The organism is Allobosea sp. FG18, assembly GCF_057809495.1.
Genome location: NZ_JBMDKB010000004.1, coordinates 180,559 through 200,125, shown reverse-complemented (window position 1 = coordinate 200,125; position 19,567 = coordinate 180,559). Strand labels below are relative to the sequence as shown.

Annotated in this window: 17 protein-coding genes; 5 read left to right on the top strand and 12 right to left on the bottom strand. The window is 67.1% G+C overall.

Going from position 1 to position 19,567, the window contains the following annotated elements:
* Position 1 precedes the first annotated feature (1 nt).
* The 9 genes from ACODTJ_RS06770 to ACODTJ_RS06730 form a co-directional block, all read right to left on the bottom strand.
* The gene (locus ACODTJ_RS06770; protein ID WP_454657209.1) at positions 2-874 is read right to left on the bottom strand and encodes an ABC transporter permease; all 873 of its coding nucleotides are present in this window, start codon (positions 872-874) and stop codon (positions 2-4) included.
* Entirely contained in the window at positions 874-1,815 is a 942-nt protein-coding gene (locus ACODTJ_RS06765) for an ABC transporter permease (protein ID WP_488847940.1), read from the bottom strand. Before ACODTJ_RS06765 ends, ACODTJ_RS06770 begins: the two co-directional genes overlap by 1 nt.
* Before the next feature lie 62 nt (positions 1,816-1,877).
* The gene (locus ACODTJ_RS06760; RefSeq protein ID WP_454657207.1) at positions 1,878-3,401 is read right to left on the bottom strand and encodes an ABC transporter substrate-binding protein; all 1,524 of its coding nucleotides are present in this window, start codon (positions 3,399-3,401) and stop codon (positions 1,878-1,880) included.
* A gap of 82 nt (positions 3,402-3,483) precedes the next feature.
* Positions 3,484-4,683, bottom strand: coding sequence for an aminotransferase class V-fold PLP-dependent enzyme (locus tag ACODTJ_RS06755; RefSeq protein ID WP_454657206.1), 1,200 nt, complete (start codon positions 4,681-4,683; stop codon positions 3,484-3,486).
* 63 nt (positions 4,684-4,746) lie between these two features.
* On the bottom strand, positions 4,747-5,235 hold the full coding sequence (locus tag ACODTJ_RS06750; RefSeq protein WP_454657205.1) for a RidA family protein: 489 nt from the start codon (positions 5,233-5,235) through the stop codon (positions 4,747-4,749).
* A 7-nt stretch (positions 5,236-5,242) separates the two neighbouring features.
* Positions 5,243-6,055 (bottom strand): amino acid ABC transporter ATP-binding protein, encoded by an 813-nt coding sequence (locus ACODTJ_RS06745; protein ID WP_454657204.1) that lies wholly within the window; start codon positions 6,053-6,055, stop codon positions 5,243-5,245.
* 12 nt (positions 6,056-6,067) lie between these two features.
* On the bottom strand, positions 6,068-6,703 hold the full coding sequence (locus ACODTJ_RS06740) for an amino acid ABC transporter permease (protein ID WP_454657203.1): 636 nt from the start codon (positions 6,701-6,703) through the stop codon (positions 6,068-6,070).
* Between the two features lie 4 nt (positions 6,704-6,707).
* A complete protein-coding gene (locus ACODTJ_RS06735; RefSeq protein ID WP_454657202.1) occupies positions 6,708-7,376 on the bottom strand; it encodes an amino acid ABC transporter permease in 669 nt (222 codons plus the stop codon).
* A 165-nt stretch (positions 7,377-7,541) separates the two neighbouring features.
* On the bottom strand, positions 7,542-8,414 hold the full coding sequence (locus tag ACODTJ_RS06730; protein WP_454657201.1) for a transporter substrate-binding domain-containing protein: 873 nt from the start codon (positions 8,412-8,414) through the stop codon (positions 7,542-7,544).
* 401 nt (positions 8,415-8,815) lie between these two features.
* Between ACODTJ_RS06730 and ACODTJ_RS06725 the strand changes: the two genes are divergently transcribed.
* Positions 8,816-10,342 (top strand): ABC transporter substrate-binding protein, encoded by a 1,527-nt coding sequence (locus ACODTJ_RS06725; RefSeq protein ID WP_488847935.1) that lies wholly within the window; start codon positions 8,816-8,818, stop codon positions 10,340-10,342.
* Positions 10,343-10,409: 67 nt separating this feature from the next.
* On the opposite strand, the gene ACODTJ_RS06720 is transcribed toward ACODTJ_RS06725, so the two are convergent.
* Together ACODTJ_RS06720 and ACODTJ_RS06715 are read right to left on the bottom strand one after the other, a co-directional pair.
* Positions 10,410-11,735: an NAD(P)/FAD-dependent oxidoreductase gene (locus tag ACODTJ_RS06720; protein WP_488847933.1), complete on the bottom strand. Its 1,326-nt coding sequence runs from the start codon at positions 11,733-11,735 to the stop codon at positions 10,410-10,412.
* A 54-nt stretch (positions 11,736-11,789) separates the two neighbouring features.
* Positions 11,790-12,665 (bottom strand): GntR family transcriptional regulator, encoded by an 876-nt coding sequence (locus ACODTJ_RS06715; RefSeq protein ID WP_454657198.1) that lies wholly within the window; start codon positions 12,663-12,665, stop codon positions 11,790-11,792.
* Positions 12,666-12,751: 86 nt separating this feature from the next.
* On the opposite strand from ACODTJ_RS06715, the gene ACODTJ_RS06710 reads away from it, so the two are divergent.
* The 4 genes from ACODTJ_RS06710 to ACODTJ_RS06695 are packed head-to-tail and all read left to right on the top strand — an operon-like array spanning position 12,752 to position 18,291.
* Complete coding sequence (locus ACODTJ_RS06710; RefSeq protein WP_454657197.1) at positions 12,752-13,765, top strand: SIS domain-containing protein; 1,014 nt, start codon at positions 12,752-12,754, stop codon at positions 13,763-13,765.
* 18 nt (positions 13,766-13,783) lie between these two features.
* Positions 13,784-14,620, top strand: a complete 837-nt coding sequence (locus ACODTJ_RS06705; protein WP_454657196.1) for a PfkB family carbohydrate kinase — start codon at positions 13,784-13,786, stop codon at positions 14,618-14,620.
* 15 nt (positions 14,621-14,635) lie between these two features.
* A complete protein-coding gene (locus ACODTJ_RS06700; RefSeq protein ID WP_454657195.1) occupies positions 14,636-16,687 on the top strand; it encodes a hydantoinase/oxoprolinase family protein in 2,052 nt (683 codons plus the stop codon).
* The gene (locus ACODTJ_RS06695) at positions 16,687-18,291 is read left to right on the top strand and encodes a hydantoinase B/oxoprolinase family protein (protein ID WP_454657194.1); all 1,605 of its coding nucleotides are present in this window, start codon (positions 16,687-16,689) and stop codon (positions 18,289-18,291) included. The genes ACODTJ_RS06700 and ACODTJ_RS06695 overlap by 1 nt, the downstream gene beginning before the upstream one ends.
* 178 nt (positions 18,292-18,469) lie before the next feature.
* On the opposite strand, the gene ACODTJ_RS06690 is transcribed toward ACODTJ_RS06695, so the two are convergent.
* Entirely contained in the window at positions 18,470-19,567 is a 1,098-nt protein-coding gene (locus ACODTJ_RS06690; RefSeq protein ID WP_454657193.1) for an ABC transporter ATP-binding protein, read from the bottom strand.

Genomic DNA, 19,567 nt, shown 5'->3' with positions numbered 1-19,567 from the left:
GTCAAAGGTCCTTCCGCAGGCGCGGATCGAGCAGGTCGCGCAGGCCGTCGCCCACCATCTGCAGGGAGAGAACGGCGAGAACGATCGCCAGCCCCGGGAAATAGGTCATCCAGTCGGCCTGGCCGATATATTGCCGGCCGGACGAGATCATCGTGCCCCAGGTCGGGATATCCGGGCTGACGCCGAGCCCGAGGAAGGAGAGGCCGGCCTCCGCCAGCATGGCGCTGGCGAAGATGAAGGTGGCCTGCACCGTGATCGGCGAGACGATGTTGGGCAGGACATGCCGGAACATGATCCGGGAGGTAGAGTTGCCGAAGGCCCGCGCCGCCTCGACATAGGGCAATTCGCGGATCACCAGCGTTGCGGCCCGCACGATGCGCGCGAGCCGCGGCGCATAGACGATCGACAGCGCGATGATCACCGTCATCAGCGAGGGGCCGAGCGCCGCGACCAGCGCGATCGCGAGCAGGATGTCGGGGAAGGCCATCATCGCGTCGATCAAACGCGCGATCGGTGTGTCCAGCCGCTTGAAGAACCCGGCAAGCAGCCCGAGCGTCACGCCGATCAGCGAGGACAGCAGGACAACGGCAGCGCCGACCGAAAGCGACAGCCGGCCCGCATAGAGCATGCGCGAGAAGATATCGCGGCCGAACTCGTCCGTGCCGAACCAGTAGATCGCGGAAGGCGGCTTCAGCCGGTTGACGATCGAGAGCTTGCCCGGCGCATAGGGGGCGAGCAGCGGCGCCAGCGCGGCCAGCAGCACGAAGACGATGAGGATCGCGAGGCCGATCGCCACCATGCGGCGCTTCAGCAGATCGCGGAGGAAGATCCGGGCGCGGTTCGGCGCCGGTGCGTCGGGAGCGAGATCGGTCATCAGTAGCGCACCCTGGGATCGACCAGCAGATAGAGCATGTCGATCGCGAAATTGATCAGGACATACAGGCCGGCGATGACCAGCAGCGCGCCCTGGATCACCGGATAATCGCGCCTGAGCACGGCCGAGACCACGAGATTGCCGACACCCGGCAGGCCGAACACCGTCTCGGTTACCACCGCGCCGGAGACCAGCACGGCGGCGGTCAGGCCGAGCACGGTCAGGATCGGGATCAGCGCGTTCTTCAGCGCATGTCGAAGGATGACGGCCTGCTCGCCCAGCCCTTTTGCGCGGGCTGTGCGGACATAGTCGTCGCCGAGCACGTCGAGCATCGAGGCGCGGGTGAAGCGCATGATCAGCGCCGAGGAAACGAGTCCGAGCGCCACTGCCGGCAGGATCAGGTGGCGGATGCGCTCCAGCAGGCTGGTATCGGGGCCGCCATAGCCGGAGACGGGCAGGATGCCGAGACGCACCGCGAAGACCTGCATCAGGATGAGGCCGAGCCAGAAGCCGGGGATGCTGGCGCCGAGCATGGCGAGCGTCGTCGCCGCCTGGTCGAGGAAGGAGCCGCGCCGATAGGCGGCATAGATGCCGACCGGCAGGGCGATGGTGCTGGCGATCGCGAGCGACAACAGCGTCAGGAAGAAGGTCGGCTCCGCCCGCTCCATCAGCGCCGAGGTCACCGGCATGTTGAGGAAGATCGACTGGCCGAGATCGCCGCGCAGCAGCTGCCCGACATAGATCACGTATTGCGAGATGATCGAACGGTCGAGACCGAGCCTTGTGCGCAGGTCGGCGACGTCCTGGGCCGTCGCCTCGGGGCCGAGCATGACCGCGGCCGGATCGCCGGGCGTCACGCGTACGATCACGAAGACGATCGTGACGACGAGCAGCATGACCGCGATCATGCCGGAGAGGCGCTGAAGGATGTAGCCGACCATGACCTGACCGTCTCGTTGCTCTCCACCCGGCCGCGATCACGCGGCCGGGTGGCGAGGGGGGATCATTTCTTGAGGGTGACGTTCCAGAAATACGGCCAGGGCGCCGGCACGACGCCGTCGAGCTTGGCGGATTTCGCCGAGAGGGCGTTGAAGTCGCCGATCTTGATGAAGGGCACCTCGTCATAGATCGTCTTCTGGACATTGGCCCAGAGCGCCGCGCGCTTCGCCGGATCGGCCTCCGAGGTGAAGGCGTCGACGGCGGTCTTGCGGGCCGGCGTATCCCACCAGCCGGGCGAGCTGGTCGAGAGAGAGCCGATCAGCGCCGGCTCCGGCAGGAACGGGCTGTGGGTGATGTAGATTTCCCAGAGGGCCTTGTCGGTGCGGCGCTGGGTCAGCGTCGCCCAGTCGACGACCTGCAGGTCGACGGTGAAGCCGGCGAGCTTGAGATACTCGGCCGCGACCTGCGCCATCTTGTAGTGGAACTCGTACTGGCGGCTGGTCAGGATGCGGACCGGCTCGCCCTTGTAGCCGGCAGCCTTTGCCGCGGCCTTCGCCTTGTCGGCATCGCCGACATTGTAGTTTCCGGCGACGCCGGCATCCGTGTTCCAGACATAGCCCGGCGGGTAGATGTTGCCGTCGAGCGCGTAGAACTCCTTGCTGCCGAACGCGGCCGCCAGCATGTCTTCCATGTTGAGCGCCGTGCGGATCGCCTTGCGGACGCCAAGATTCTTGGCCGAACCCTCGGCGGTGTTGAACACGAAGACGGGATAGCCGAAGGGCTTCAGCACGACGGGCTGCGAGGCCGCGCCCTTTAGCCGGTCGAAGGATTCCACCGGAATCGAATCGACATAGGAATACTGGCCGGAGACGGCCGATTCGACGCGGGTATTGGCGTCCGGCACCGGCACGAAGCGGACTTCGTCGAGCAGCGGCCGCCGCGCCCCGCCATAGCCGTCGCCGGCACCCTCGCGTGGCTTGTAGCCGGCGAAGCGGACGAGCTGGATATACTGGTCGGCCTTGCGCTCCTTCAGCATGTACGGGCCGGTTCCGATGAATTCTTTCATCGGCTCGTCCTGCTTCTTCGCCGAAATGATGATCGCGGCGGAGTTGTTGAAGGCGAGCAGCGACATCAGCGGCGCATAGGGCTGCTTCAGCGTGATCTTGAGCGAGCTCGGGCCAGCGGCTTCGATGCTCTCGATGAAGCCGGCCGCCTGCTTGCCGCGCGAGGCGAGCTTCATCCAGCGCTTCAGCGAAGCGACGGCGTCCTCGGCGGTAAGATCCGAACCATCATGGAACTTCACGCCGGCCCTGAGCGCGATCGTATACTGCTTGCCGTCCGCGCTGATCGTGGGCAGCGCGTCCGCGAGCAGCGGCGTCACCTTCCAGCTCTTGTCGAAGGTGTAGAGCGTCTCGAAGACATGCTGGGTGATCGTCCCGACCAGGTCGGCGGTCGAGACCATCGGGTCGAGCGTCGGCGGCTCGCCGATGGTCGCGACCGTGGCGATGCCGCCCGCCTCCTGTGCGAAGGCGAGGGACGGCGTGGTGAGCAGGCTGCAGGCGAGCAGGCATCCAAGTAGGCGTTTCATGATCCCTCACATTCTTTTATTATGTAATAGAGTGCTTAATAAGAGAATATTGCTCTGCAGCAAATGTCAAGACCGCTGGCGCTTAGTCAGGCCATTTCGCCAGCGCGGCGGCGCGCCGGTTGCGGCGTTCGATCAGCGGGCTCGCGATGATCGTGTTGCTGCGCCGTGCCGTCTCCAGTTCGGCAACGATGCGCTCGGCGACGATGTCTTCCTGGCCCGGATGCAGGTTGCAGGGGTCAAGGTAGAAATAGCCGTGCTCGACCTCGTGGTCCCTGACGATCACCGGCTGCGGGCCGCGCGCCAGCGCGTCGGCCAGATCCCAGGCGGTGATATGCGCCTGCTCGGGATCGACCGAGAGCCTCATCCGATCGAGCGGGTTATGCGTCGGGTCGGGTTCGATGACGGCGGTCACGCCGGGGCGGTCGGCGAAGCGGGCGAGCCAGAGGTCGAGCGCGCGCTGCTCGCGCGCCCGGATGCCGGCATGGTCGCGCTTCTCCCAGGCTTCCAGCGCGGCCATCGTGCCGAGCACGCTCTCCTTGCCGACCTTCATGCCGCGGCCGATGCCGCCATTCTGGATGAAGGCGGCGCGGACGAGGTCCTTGTTGCCGGCGACGATGCCGCCCGTCGGCCCGCCCAGGAACTTGTGCGAGGAATAGAGCACGATGTCGGCCCCGGCTTCGAGGAAACCGCGCAGGTCGTATTCGGAGGCCGCGTCGACGATCACAGGCACGCCGTGCTCGTGGCAGACCGCCGCGAACTCGTCGAGCGGCATGAGCCCGTACTGCACCGTATGGTGCGAGACGACATAGAGGGCGGCCGCCGTCCGCTCCGAGATCGCGCCGGCGAGCTGGTAGGCGCGGGCGCTGGTGGCCTGCCCGACGACGATCGGCGTCGCGCCGGCGAGGCGGATCGCCTGGTCGACGGGCGCGCCATAGCCGACCATGTGGCCCATCATCACCACGACCTCGTCCTGGAGGCCGCTGGCATCCGGCAGTTGCTCGACGGCATAGAGATCGTCGCCCGTCATGGCGCCGGCGATCGCCAGCGTGATCCCGGCCGAGCAGGAGGCGGTGACGAAGCCGGCCTCGCTGCCGCAGAGCCGCGCGATCACGGCGCTGGCCTTGCGCTGGAGGTCGTCGATCTCGACGAATTGCGGCAGGATCGCCGTCATCGCGGCGATCGCCTCGGGCACGACGATCGAGGCGCCGAGCCCGGTCATCGTCCCGGAGACGTTGATGACGGGGCGCAGCCCGAGGGACGGGCGGATATCGGAAGCGGACATTGTGTTCTCCTGGAAGACGGACAGTGGGGCGAAGGGCCCCGGTCAGAGCATCGTGCCGATGCTCTAGGACACGGCGACGATCGCTTCGATCTCGACGGTGATCTGGCGGGGCAGCGAGCCGAAACCGACTGCCGAACGGGCATGCTTGCCGGCCTCGCCGAACACGGCGACGAAGAGGTCGGAGCAGCCATTGATGACGGCGGGATGGTCGCTGAATTCCGGGGTGGCATTGACCATGCCGAGCAGCTTGACGACGCGCCTGACACGGCCGAGATCGCCGAGCGCTTCATGCAGCACGGCGAGCAGGTTCAGGCCGGTCAGCCGGGCATGCTCATAGGCCTCGGCGACGCTGACGTCGCGGCCGACCTTGCCGGTGTGGAGCCGGCCGTCCTCATGCGTCGGCCCCTGGCCGGAGAGGTAGATCAGGCCGCCTTCCTGGACATGGGTGGCGAAATTGCCGATCGGCCGCGGCAGCTCGGGCAGCGTGAGGCCGAGCTCCGCCAGCCGCCGGTAGGGCGTGGTGTCGGGGAGGGTGGACAGGACTGCGTTCATGGGTTCCTCAGGCCGGATTGGGACGGAACCCGGCGAAACGTGACAGGAAGGAGCGCAGCCGCTCATGCGGCTGCTCTCCGAAGACTTTTGCGGGCGGTGCGTCGATGACGATCCGGCCCTGGTCGGTGAAGACGACGCGGTCCGCCACGTCCCGCGCGAAGGCCATCTCATGGGTGACGAGGATCATGGTGCGGCCCTCGGTGGCGAGTTCCTGCACCACGGCGAGCACCTCGCCGACGAGTTCGGGATCGAGCGCGGAGGTGATCTCGTCGAGCAGCAGCACCTTCGGCTCCATCGCCACGGCCCGCGCGATGCCGACGCGCTGCTGCTGGCCGCCCGACATCTGCGAGGGCATGGCATCGACCTTCGCCGAAAGCCCGACGCGGGCCAGCCATTTCTCGGCGATGGCGCGCGCCTCGGCCTTCGAGCGCCCGCGCGATTTCATCAGCCCGAGCATGATGTTCTGCGCGGCGGTGAGATGCGGGAACAGGTTGAACTGCTGGAACACCATCGCCGCGTCGACGCGGATCGCGGCCAACTCCCGGTCGCTGCGGCGTTTGCGGGCGCCCGCGCCGTCGCGATAGCCGACCTCGGTGCCGTCGATCCGGATCGAGCCGCCGTCATACTCCTCGAGGAAGTTGATGCAGCGCAGCAGCGTGGTCTTGCCGCTGCCGGAGGGGCCGATGATCGCGACGACCTCGCCCTTGCCGACGGAAAGGTCGACGCCCTTCAGCACCTGGTTGGCACCGAAGGACTTGGTCAGACCCTCGATCGCGATCACCGGTGTCCCGGCGGAAGCACGGGCATCCGTCTCGGCCATGGATGCTTCCTTTCAGACGAAGCGCTTCTCGAGCCGGCGGCTGAGCGCCGAGAGCGGGAAGTTGATGGCGAAATACATCAGCGCGCCGATGAGATAGAGCGGCAGCGCCACATGGGTGCGCCCGATCACCTGCTGCAGCGACAGCATCAGGTCGACGATTCCGAGCAGCGAGACCAGCGAGGACCCCTTCACGGTGTCGACGACGCTGTTGACGAAGGGCGGCAGGAAACGGCGCACGGCCTGCGGCGCCAGCACATGCACGAAGCGGTCGAACAGGGTGAGCCCGATCGCTTTCGCAGCCTCGGTCTGGCCGGTGGGGATCGACTGGAACGAACCGCGCGTGATCTCGATGATCTGCGCCGATTTGAACGCCGTCAGCGCCACGATCGCGGCGAGCAGGCTCGGCAGATTCACCTTGATCGCCGGCAGGCCGTAATAGACGAAATAAAGCAGGACGAGGATCGGCACGCCGCGCACGAAATCGGCATAGAGCCGGATCGGCACGCGCGCCCAGAGCGGCCCGAAGGCGAGCACGCAGCCCAGCGGCAGCCCGACGATGAGCGACAGGACGATCACGCAGGCCGAGACCAGCAGGGTCATCAGCAGGCCGTCGACGAGGAAGGGCAGGGTCTGGATCAGTGTCGCCATGCCGTCACCGCGCGATCGCGTAGCGCCGCTCGGCGAGCCGGAGCAGCAGCAGGATGGCGTAGCTGGTGATCAGGTAGATCGGTGTCGCCAGGAGATAGACCTCGACGGTGCGGAAGGTCTGGGTCTCGATCCAGCGCATGCCGTAGGCGAGTTCGGGCACCGCGATGGCCGAGGCGATCGAAGTGTCCTTGAACAGCGAGACATAGGTGTTGGAGAGCGAGGGCAGGGCGATGCGCATCGCGGTCGGCAGGCGCACATGCCAGAGCACCTTCATGGGTGTGAGCCCGATCGACTTGCCGGCCTCGATCAGCCCGCGCGGCACGGCCTCGAGCCCCGCGCGCATCACCTCGACCAGATAGGCGCCGGAATAGATCGCGAGCGTCGCGACGAAGGAGGTGACCGCATCATATTGCAGGTCGATGGCGCTGGGGATGCCGTAGAAGACGAGATAGACCAGCAACAGCAGCGGCACGTTGCGGACGAATTCGACATAGGCCGCGATCAGCGGGCGCGCCCATTTCGGGCCGTCCAGGCTGATCAGCGCGAGCACGAGCCCGATCGCCATGCCGATGGCGATGCTCGCGGCAGCGAGTTCGAGGCTGAGCAGAAGCCCCTCGAACAGCTTGCCGGCATAGCGCCAGACGATCGCGAAGTTGAAATGGTAATTCGCCATGGCCCCGAGGACTTGAGCATCGGCCCGAGAAGTGGAATGCGGTTTCCGGCAAAGCCGGTGCAGGATCAAAGGGTTGGAGTATCGGGCGGAAGCCCGGTGCTCCAACCCGGCATCGGGGAGGGAAGGGCGTAAGGCACGCCCTTCCCTGTGCGAAGCGTGGGACGGTCAGAAGCGCGGCAGGCCGGGCTGGCGTGCCGGCGGCTCGGCGCCGAAATAATCCTTCGCCGCCGCGTCGTAGAGCTCGTTCTGGTGGCCGAACATCGCGATGTCGAAGGTGGTGTTGACGAAGCGCACCCAGTCCGGGTCGCCCTGCTTCATGCCGGCGCCGTAAAGCATCGTGTTCCACGACTTGCCGGCATCGGCGTACTTGTCGGGGTGGCGCTTGGCGAGCCACCCGACGGTGGAGAGATCGACCGCAGCGGCGTCGACGCGCTTGGAGTCGAGCGCCAGGATGACGTTGGCCTGGCTGTCGATCTGCATCACGGTCGCCTGCGGCAGAACCTTCTTGACCGAGGCCTCCGCATCGACATTCTGCAGGATCGAGACGCGGGCGGAGGAGCCGGCCTTGAGCAGCGCGTCGAAGCTCTTCTTGTCGCTGTCCGGCCGGGTCAGCAGGGCGATGCCTTCGACATAATAGGGGCGCGAGAAGGCGATGAGCTGCGCGCGCGCCGGGGACATGGTCATGAACTGGATGACGATGTCGACCTTGCCGGTATTGATGTTGGGGATGCGCTGGGCCGCGTCCTGCCGGACGAACTCGACCTTGCTGGCATCGTCGAACAGCCCCTTGGCCAGGATCCGGCCCATGGTGATGTCCATCCCGACGAGCTGGCCCTTCTCGTCCTCGAAATGCCAGGGCGCATTGGTGGAGCCCGTGCCGACGATCAGCTTGCCGCGATCCAGCACCGTGCGCAGCAGGCTGTTGGGCGCGGATTGCGCCGCGGCCTCCCGGGCTGTGCTTGCGGCTGCGGCCAGCGCGAGCCCGCCGACCAGTCCACCCTTCAGCAGAAGCCTTTTGCCTTCATCCGTCCCGCTCATTGGCGATACCCCTCTTTGCAAGATTAATCCATAATTGTAGAATATATCTTGTAGTAAGGGATGCTAGAGACGCTTTCGCCTCGAAGTCAAGCGTTGGGACGGCCGGCGTCGACGGCAAGGCTGGTGTACTCCAATAGCGCGGCACCGGCCAGCCGGGCCGGTGCGGCAACGCTGCAGGTTGCTGAGGCTGAGGCGCGGACAACGCGATCGGCCGATGTGGCGCTGCGCAATCTTCCGCACTGCAGCAGGAAAGCCCTCGTGCGGCGGGAAACTATCCTGCGGGCTGCCGTATCCGAGCTGCTGCCGTCAGGCGAGCGCGGGAAGCATTGACAAACTGGTATACACCAATTCATTCTGCCCTCTCGGCCGTGTAGGCCGCCATAAACAGGGAGGGGTATTCGATGGTGCCGGTCTCTAGCCGTATTGTGCTCGCCGCCGGTGCAGCCCTGCCTCTCCTGGGCTTGCGAGCCCAGGCTCAAGCCGGGGGGAAGATCCTCCGCTTCGGCCTGTCGAGTTTTCCGCCCAGCCTGCAGCCCTGGCTTCATACCGGCACGGCCGCACTCACGGTCAAGCTCCTGATCTTCCGCGGCCTGACCGGCTTCGACGAAAAGGGCGAGGTCAGGCCCGAACTCGCCGAATCCTGGGAGCGCGAGGGCGATACGACCTGGGTCTTCAAGCTGCGCCAGGCGACGTTCCAGAACGGCAAGCCGGTCACGGCCGAGGACGTGAAATGGACGCTGGAGCAGGTCGCCGCGCCCAATTCGACAGCCTTCATGAAGGCCGAGTTCGGCGGCGTCGAGCGCATCGAGACGCCTGACGCACGCACCGTCCGCATCGTCATGAAGCAGCCGACCGTGACGCTGCCGATCTGGCTCGCCAGCCCGCATATGCCGATCATCGCCAAGGACTCGATCGAGGGCCGGGCCGGGCTCGGCGTCGGCGCGGGACCGTTCGTGCTCAAGGGGCAGGAGCGTGGCGCCTCGATCGAGGTCGTGAAATTCGACAGATACTACAAGCCCGGCCTGCCGAAGCTCGATGGCATCAAGCTCGTCGCCTATGCCGACGAGAACCTGCGCGTCGCCGCCCTCCAGGCCGGCGATGTCGACCTGATCGAATATGTGCCCTGGCAGTCCATGGGCACGATCGAGAAGGATTCCCGCCTGCGCCTCGTCGCGGTCGATGGCCCCTTCATGGGGCTGAACTTCAACGGCGGCGCCGGGCCGTTCAAGGATATGCGCCTGCGCCAGGCTGTGGCTCATGCCGTCCGCCGCGAGGATATCGTGCAGGCCGCCTTCTTCGGCCGTGGCAGCAAGCTCGAAGGCATCCCGATCCCGTCGAGCAGCCCCTATTTCGACAAGGGACGCTCCGGGTTCTGGAACTACGACCCAGCCAAGGCCAAGAAGCTGATGGCCGAAGCCGGCGTGCCGAGCGGGTTCAGCTGCACCCTGCTCTCGACCGCGCAATACGGCATGCACAAGTCGACGGCCGAGGTGGTGCAGGCCAATCTCGCCGAGATCGGCATCCAGGTGACGTTGAACCTGCCGGACTGGGCGGCGCGCGTCGATCTCGCCGGCAAGGGCCGCTACGATTTCATGATCCAGGGCACGACGGCCGACAATAACGACCCCGACGGCCTCGCGCCGTTGCTCGACGGCGATCTGCCGCCGAACATGTCCCGCAGCTGGCAGATCCCGACGCCCGAAATCCACGCGCTCTTCGCCAAGGGTCGCGCCGAGTTCGACGCAGCCAAGCGCAAGGCGATCTATGCCGAGCTGGAGAAGTACGCCCTGGAGCAGGCGCCGATGGTTGGGTTGGCCTGGCGCTCGCAGGGCTACGCGATGGTCACCGGCCTCAGCGGCTTCAAGTGCTATCCGGGCGGGACGAACTTCTTCTCGGCCTATTCGCTGGACGAGGCGGCGCTGGCATAAGTGCTGTAAGGCTTGAATCCGGCCGGCCCGCTTCTCGTAGGAGAGGTGGGCCATTTCTCGTTTGAGTTCAACGCGTTCGCGTCGTCCGCTCCAGTCGCGAAAACCGCTCCAGCCGGAACGGCTTCGGATCGATCACAGGCGTGCGGCCGCTGACGAGGTCGGCGATCAGGCGCCCGGCACCGGGGCCGATGCCGAAGCCGTGGCCCGAGAACCCGGTGGCGAGGAAGAGACCGGGCAGGCGCGGCACTTCGCCGATAACAGGCACGGCGTCGGGCGTGGCGTCGATCAGCCCGCCCCAGCTTTCCTTGATCCTGAGGCCGGCGAAGGCCGGGAAGGCCGCGATGAGGTTGCGCTGCGCTTCCTGCAGGATTGCCTCGGATGGCTTGGGATCGAGGATGCGGGTTCGTTCGAACGGCGTTTCCTGATCAAGCGGCCAGCTTTTCGGCGTGCGGGCTTCCTCAAGGAAGCGCCCGCCGAGCCGCAACCGCAATTCATGGCGCTGCTTGGCCAGCGACGGCAGGAAATCGAAGAGCAGGCGAAAACTGTCCGGCACGATCTCGGCCACGCTCGCCCCGCGATGGGCGATGGTGTAGCCGCCGTCCTGCCGCTTGCGGAAGGCGAAGTCGGAAGCGCCCACGGCATGGGTCGGCGGCCCGTCGAGTGGTTCGGTCCGGAACACTGAGCCGAGCACCTTCAGCGCCGGCAGGTCGATGCCGAGATTGCCGAGGAACAGGCGCGACCAGGCGCCGCCCGCCAGCACGACACGCTGACAGGCAATGCGGCCGCGCTCTGTGACGACGGCGCTGACGCGCCCGCCGGCGGTCTCGATGCCGCGTACGGCGCAACGCGTCAGAACGGTGCCGCCATGGCGGCGCAGCGCCCGCGCCATGGCCGGCACGGCCTTCTGCGGCTCGGCGCGGGCATCGCTCGGCGTGAACATGGCCCCGGCGTAGGCGCGTTTTCCCCCTGGCAGGACGGCGTCGATCTCGCGGCTACTCAGGAGGCGCGAGTCGAGCTGGTAGGTCCTGGCATGCTCGAGCCAGGCCTCCTGCTCGGCGAATTTGGCAGGCGTATCGGCGACATAGACGATGCCGGAGCGGGTGAAGCCGGTGTCGCCGCCGACGAGCCGGTCCATGTCCTCCCAGAGGCGCATGCTTTCGAGCCCGAGCGGGATCTCGCCGGGGTCGCGCCCCATGACGCGCACCCAGCCCCAGTTGCGCCCGGACTGCTCGTGCCCGACCTCGCCCTTCTCGCAGACGGTGACCGAGATGCCCTCGCGCGCCAGGAAGAGCGCGGTCGTGATGCCGATGATGCCGCCGCCGATGACCACGACGTCGCTGGAAGCGGGCAGGGACGGGTCCGGCTCGATGGTCTCGATGGTGATGCCCATCACGATGGCTCCGGCGGCAGGATTGCGAGGCGGGAAGGCGAGCGGTCGGCGCTCCGCTCAGGCGCGGGCAGGGGGCGCGGAACTGCGGAAGACGACGTGATGGGGGTGGTTGACCGACCGCATATACTCGACCGGCCGTCCCTCACCGTCGCGCGCCACGATCCGCAGCACCAGGGTCGGCGAGCCCGGCGCCAGCGCCAGCAGTTGTGCCTCCCGCTCCGTCGCCGTGCCGACGCTGATCTCGCGGTCGCGGATGCTGATCTCGATGCCGTAGCGCTGCCGCAGTAACTCATAGAGCGACTGGCCGGAGACCAGGTCCTCGGCCGACAGGCCGGGTACGCTGCTGGCCGGCAGATAGCTGGTCTCGATGCAGAAGGCTTCGTCGTTCACGCTGCGCAGTCGCCGTGCCATGAGCAGCGCGCTGCCGGGCGAGACTTCGAGTCGCTGCGCGATGCTCTCGCTCGCGGCTTCCTCGCCGAAATGCAGGAGCTTGCTGCCGGGCTCGCCGCCGGCATTGCGGATGATGCGGGTGATGCCCAGCGAAGCCGACGCATCGATCGGCCGCGATACCTGGACCAGCGGGATGCGCGTGCCGCTGGTGCCGTTGCGCTCCAGAACGTTGCGCTCGACCAGCCGGTCGATCGCTTTGCGCACCGTCATCCGGTTGATGCCGAGCGCGTCAGCCAGCGTCCGTTCCGAGGGGATGCGATCGCCGGGCCCGTAATCCGGTTCGCCGATCAGGTCGAGCAGGTAATCCTGCACCTCGACATAGATCGGCTTGGCCCCCTTCAGCGGGTTGGCCGTGCTCGGTGCCTCGATTCCCGTGCCTTTCGGCGCGCGCGCCGGTCGGAATCCGAGGCGCGGCGCCTTCTTCGTTTTGAGGGCGAAACGGTCGCGTAGCGCTGTAGGGCGGGAGGGGCGTTTGGTCGGCATCTCAACAGGCTTGACAGTGATTGGTATATGGAATTGGTGTATACCAATTCCGCTGCCCAGTTTAAAGCCCGCTCGGGAGCCCGTCCATGTCCATCGCCTTCGACCGTGACGCGGTCCTGTCCGGGCTGGAGCAGACCCGTGCCGCATTGCCGAAGGCTTACGCGCTGGGGCAGGGGCTGGCTCCCAAGATCGACCGCGTCTACCTGATCGCCTGCGGCTCCGCGAACCGGGCCATGCTCGGCATCCAGTACTGGCTGGAGCGCTATTCGCCGGGCATCGAGGTCAGGCGCTATTTCCCGGCCGAGTTCATGGCGATCGACCCGCCGCGCCTGAACGAGCGGACGCTGGTCCTGCTGGCCTCGAAATCCGGCACGACGCCGGAGACGGTGGCCGCTGCGCATTTTCTCAGGGACAAGCCCTGCCAAATCGTCGCCTTCAGCCAGTATGGCGAGAAGCCGCTGGCGCAGGCGGTGCCGCGGCATTTCCTCGTCGGCGATACCAGCGAATCCTTCGCGGCCATGTTCATGCTGATGCAGGCGCTGATCGGCGGCCTGATGGCGGCTAGGGAAGGCTGGCCGCTCGGCGCCAAGCTCCTCGCCTCGCTCGACGCATTGCCGGCGGCGATGTGCGATGCGGCCGAGCAGAACGAGGCTCGCGCGGCGGCGGACGCCGTGACCTATGCCGGCGATGACAGCATCTACCATGTCGCCTCGGGGCCGGGCTTCACCACGGCCTATGTCTTCGGCGTCTGCATCCTCATGGAGATGCTCTGGCTGCACAGCTACCCGATCGAGGCGGCCGAGTTCTTCCACGGCCCCTTCGAGATCGTCGACAAGCAGACGCCGCTGATCCTGATCACCGGCGAGGATCCGAGCCGGCCCTTGATGGAGCGCGTCACCACGTTCTGCGACACCTATGCCGGGCGCGTGATGAACTACGATTCCCGTGCTTTCGCGATGGAGGGCATCGACCCCGAGATCCGCCCGATCGTCGCGCCTTATATCCTGCAGGCAGCGCTCAAGCGCTTCTCCGCGCATCTCTCCGTGCTGCGCAATCAGCCGCTGACCACCCGCCGCTACATGTGGAAGGTGGCGTACTGATCCGGAGGAGTTGCCGCGATGGCGCAGAGGCTGCTTGGGCTGGGTGACAACACGGTCGACACCTATGTCGATCGCGGCCTCCAGTTTCCGGGCGGCAACGCGGTCAATGTCGCGGTGCAGGCGAGGCGCCTCGGTGCCGAGACAGGCTATCTCGGTTGTCTCGGTTCGGATGAGGCGGGAACGCTCATAGTTCAGGTATTGGCACAGGAAGGCGTCGATACCGCGCGCTGCCGCATCAGGCCCGGCCCCAATGCCCGCGCCTTCATCGGCCATGATGGGCAGGACCGGCGCTTCCTGCGCTCCGAGCGCGGCGTGCGCGGCGAATGGGGGGCCTTCGACGCCGCGGACCGCGCCTATATCGCCGGCTTCGATCTCGTTCATTCCAGCATCTACAGCGAGCTCGGCGACGCCCTGCCGGTCGTCCGCAGTGCAGCCCGGCGCCTCTCCTATGATTTCTCCGAGCGCTGGACCGACGAGAACCTCGCCGCGACGCTGCCGAGCGTCGATATCGCCTTCCTGTCGCATCCTTCAGCCTCGGATGAAGAGTGCCGCGCCCTGCTGGAGCGCTGCATCGGCTGGGGCGCAGGCATGGTTGTGGCGACACGGGGCGCAAAGGGCGCGCTCGCGCTTGCCTCTGGGTGCTTCCACGAGCAGCCAGCCAGCCCTGCATCCGTGGTGGACACGCTCGGCGCAGGTGACGGTTTCATCGCCGCTTGCCTCCTGGCCATACTCGATGGAGCCGGCATCGCCGCCGCCCTGGAGGCGGGAGTCGAACAGGCGGCGCAGGTCTGCGGTTATCAGGGCGGCTTCGGCCATGGCGGCGCGTGGGCGTCTGCCGAGGCGCCGGTGATCTGAGGGAGGACGACAGAGATGGCGTGGCGGATCGGGATCGATTCCGGGGGCACATTCACCGATGTCTGCCTCTTCGAGGACGCGACCGGCATGGTCGCGGTCTGGAAGGTGCCGTCTACGCCTGACGACCCCTCCCGCGCCATCGCACGCGGCACGCAGGAAGGCGTCGAGCGGGTCGGTGCCAGCACCGCCGACATCGCCTATTTCGGCCATGGCACGACGGTCGGCACCAATGCCCTGATCCAGCATCGCGGTGTGAAGACCGGGCTGATCACCACCGAGGGGTTTCGAGACCTGATCGAGATCGGCCGGCAGAAGCGACCGGACCTCTATGATCTCCAGGCCGACAAGGCCCCGCCGCTCGTCACCCGCGACCTGCGCTTCGGCGTCGCCGAACGCGTCCGCCATGACGGATCGGTCGAGACGCCGCTCGATGAGGAGGCAGTCCGGCAGGCGGCACGAGCGCTGAAGGCGGAGGGCGTCAAGGCCGTCGCCATCGGCTTCCTCTACGGCTTCGTCCGACCGGAGCACGAGGAGACGGCCAAGCGCATCGTCACCGAGGAATTCCCCGAGGCCTTCATCTGCGCTTCGCATGAGGTCGCACCCGAGTTCCGCGAATACGAGCGTATCTCGACCGCGGTGGTGAACGCCTATCTCGGCCCGGTGATGCAGGGCTATATCCGCCGCCTCGCCGATCGCCTGAAGGACCTCGGCCTCAAGGCGGTGCCGCATCTGACGCAGTCCAATGGCGGCGTCATCGGCTTCGACATGGCGGCGCGCCTGCCGGTGCGGACGGTGCTCTCCGGCCCCTCGACCGGCGTCGTCGCGGCGCAGGCGATCGGCGCGATGATCGGCATCCCCAGCCTCATCACCTTCGACATGGGTGGCACCTCCTCGGACGTCGCCCTGCTCGACGACGGCGAGGCCAAGCTCGCCTCGGAGGCCAATGTCCACGGCTACCCGATCAAGGCGCCGATGCTCGACATCCACACGGTCGGCGCCGGCGGCGGCTCGCTCGCTGCGATCGATTCCGGCGGCCTGCTCAAGGTCGGGCCGCGCTCGGCCGGCGCCGATCCGGGCCCCGTCTGCTACGGCCGCGGCGCGACCGAGCCCGCCGTCACCGACGCCAACGTCGTGCTCCAGACCCTGAACCCGACGCACCTGCTCGGCGGGCGCATGCCGATCGACCAGAACCTGTCGAAACAGGCGATCGGCCGGCTGGCAGACGAGCTCGGCCTCGACCTGATGGCGACGGCCCAGGGCATCATCTCGGTCGTGACCGCGAACATGGCCAAGGCGATCCGCGTCATCAGCGTCCAGCGCGGGCATGATCCGCGCGACTACGCGCTGGTCGCCTTTGGCGGGGCAGGGCCGTTGCATGCCGCACGGCTCGCGCGCGAACTCGACATGAAGCGCATCGTCGTGCCCCGCAATCCCGGCATCGGCTGCGCGCTCGGCCTGCTGCTCACTGACCTGCGCGCCAATTTCGCCACGACGCGGCTCGCCATGCTGTCCCAAGCGCTGGTTCCCGACATGGCGGAAATCTTCGTCGCCCTGCAGGAACAGGCGGATCACTGGTTCGCGGAGGAGGGCGTCGCCGCGGCCGATCGCCGGCTGAAGCGCACCGCCGACCTGCGCTATCACGGCCAGAACTACGAGCTCGCCATCGACGTGCCGGACGGGCCGATCACGCCCGCGACCGTCACGGCGCTGGCCGAGGGATTCGCCGCCGCCCACAAGCGCCTCTACGGCTTCGTCGCGGAAGGCGAGGCGGTCCAGCTCGTGACCTATCGCGTCGAGGCGGTCGGCCTCGTGCCGAAGGCTGCCTTCCGGCCGGAGCCCGATGCCGGGCCCGACGCCTCCCACGCCGTCATCGGCAGCCGCGAGGTCTGGTTCCCCGAGGTCGGCGGCTTCGTCGCCTGCCCGATCTACGACCGCGACAAGCTCAAATCCGGCAATCGTTTCGCCGGGCCGGCCATCGTCGAGCAGATGGATTCGACCACCGTGCTGCTGCCGGGCATGACCGCGACGGTCGAGCCCTATCTCAACCTGATCCTGGAGATGCCGTGATGACCGCGACCGCATCCGTCAGCGTCGACCCGATCACTGTCGAGGTCATCGGCTCCTCCTTCGCCTCGATCGCCGAGGAGATGGGCGAGGCCCTGGTCAAGGCGAGCTACTCGACCAATATCAAGGAGCGCCGCGACTGCTCGACAGCGCTCTTCGACGTCGAAGGCCAGACGCTCTGCCAGGCCGAGCATATCCCGATGCATCTCGGGTCCTTCATCGGCATCATCCCGCATATCCTGAAGCGCCACTCGGTCGCCGACATGAAGCCGGGCGACGTCTTCATCGGCAACGACGCCTATGAAGGCGGCGGCACCCATCTGCCGGATATCGTGCTGGCCGAGCCGGTCTTCCACGAGGGCGTGATGATCGCCTGGGCGGTCAACACCGCCCACCATTCCGATTTCGCCGATCGCGGCCACGCCCATATCTATCAGGAGGGCCTGCGCATCCCGCCGATCCGCCTCTACGATGGCGGCGTGCTGATGAAGGACGTGCAGGAGCTGATCCTGCTCAACTGCCAGGTCCCGCGCGAGCGCCTGTCCGACCTGCGCGCCCAGATGGCGGCGAACCGCCTCGGCGTCGAGCGGCTGCGCGCGCTCTGCGACAAATACGGCCGCGACACCGTGCTCGCCGCCGGCAAGGCCTTGCAGGACTATGCCGAGCGCAAGATGCGCGCCGGCATCGCCTCGATCCCCGACGGCACCTATCGCTTCTCGGATTCCTTCGACAATCCCGAGATCGACGAGCCGCTGACCTTCTCGGTCGCGATCACCGTCGCGGGCGAGGAGATGCGGCTTGCCTTCGACTCGCCGCCGCAGATGCGGGCCGGCTTCAACATGGTCTACACCGCGCTGCTTTCGACCGTATATTACGCGGTCAAGACCGTGGCCGACCCGACCATCCCGCCCAATGCGGGGCTCGCGCGGCCGCTGACCGTTACCGCGACGGAGGGCACGGTGCTGAACTGCGTGCATCCCGCCGCCGTCAACGGCCGCATTGCCGCCTGCCAGCGTGTGGTCGACCTGATCCATGGCGCGCTGGCGCAGGCGGTGCCGGATCGCGTCATCGCAGCCTGCTCGGGCGCGGTGGCTTCCGCGACCTTCGCCGGCGAGCAGCCCGGCAGCGGCGAACTCTGGGTCTATCTGGAGACGATCGGCGGTGGTTCCGGTGCCCGCGCCAACAAGGACGGTCTCCACGGCGTCCATGTCCATATGACCAACACCTCGAACCTGCCGGTCGAGGCGCTGGAGCTCGAATATCCGCTCACCTTGCTGCGCTACGAGCTGGTCGATGGTTCGGGCGGCGATGGCCGGCAGCGCGGCGGCATGGGCCTGCGCCGGGTCTACCGGGCCGAGGCGCCGTGTCGGCTCAACGTCGATAATTCGCGCCTGACCTCGCGGCCTTGGGGGCTGGCCGGCGGCGGCGAGGGGAAGGGCGGCTCCTTCGTCTTCAGCGAGGGCGTCGTTCCCTTCTTCAAGGGCGACGGCGCGCTGGAAAAGGGCCAGATCGTCGAGATCATCACCCCCGGAGCCGGCGGTTACGGCCCGGCCGCGGAGCGCAGCGCCGAGGCGAGGGCGCGCGACAAGGCCGAACAGCGGGGGTGAAGAAGCACTGAGGCCTGCTGAGTCGCACACGCTTGTCATTCCGGGGCTTCGCGTGAGCGAAGAACCCGGAACCCACGACCGGGCGAACGGCCCATTACGCGGCGTAGGATATCTCACCCCGTCGTGGGTTCCGGGTTCGCGCCTGCGGCGCGCCCCGGAATGACAAGGGTAGTGCCCTCTAACCCGCCAACCACAACAACGCATGCGGCGACAGCCTGAGCGTTGCCCTGCTCTCGACCTCGAACAGTCCGCTGCCGGACTGGAACGGCACGTCGACCGCCACTTCCGTGGTTCCGATGCGGACGCCGTAGCGCACGCTGGCGCCGAGGAACTCGCGGTTGGCGACGACGCAGGGCAGGGCCAGCATCCCATCGCCGGCCGGGCCCGCATCACCGAGACTGGCATGCTGCGGCCGGAAGACCAGCTTGGCCCCCGCCGGTACCTGCGCATCGGCGGGAACCGGCACGCGCGTCCCGCCCTCGATCTCAAAGATCCGATCCGCGCCGCTGCCGATGAGCTTACCGTCGAGGATATTGGCGGTGCCGAGGAAGCCGGCGACGAACAGGTTGGCCGGCCGCTCATAGAGATCCATCGGCGTCCCGACCTGCTGGACGATGCCGTCATTCATCACGGCGATCCGGTCGCAGATCGTGTTTGCCTCCTCCTGATCGTGGGTGACGAAGATCGTGGTCAGGCCCAGCCGTTGCTGCAGGTCGCGCAATTCGCGCCGCACCTGAACGCGCATCTTGGCATCGAGATTGGAGAGCGGCTCGTCAAGCAGCAGCACCTTGGGTTCGACCGCCACGGTACGCGCCACTGCGACACGCTGCTGCTGGCCGCCCGAGAGCTGCGAGGGCCGCCGCTCGGCGAGATGGGTGAGACCGACCAGGCCCAGCGCCGCCTCGACGCGCCGTTCGACCTCGGCGCGCTTCACGCCGCGCTCCTCCAGTCCGAAGGCGACATTGCGGTGCACCGTCATATGCGGCCAGAGCGCATAGGACTGGAAGACCATGCCGACATCGCGCTTCCAGGGCGGCAGGTTGGTGATCGGCTTGCCGCCGATCCGGACCTCCCCGGTATCGGCATGGTTGAAGCCGGCGATCAGGCGCAGCAGCGTGGTCTTGCCGCAGCCGGACGGGCCGAGGAAGGCGAAGAACTCGCCCGGCCTGATCGCCAGATTGACGTTCTTGAGCACATGATTGGTGCCGTAGGACAGGTTGACGCCTTCGATGTCGACGGCGACGGCGGGCGTGGTGAGAGAGACGGTTGCGTTCAT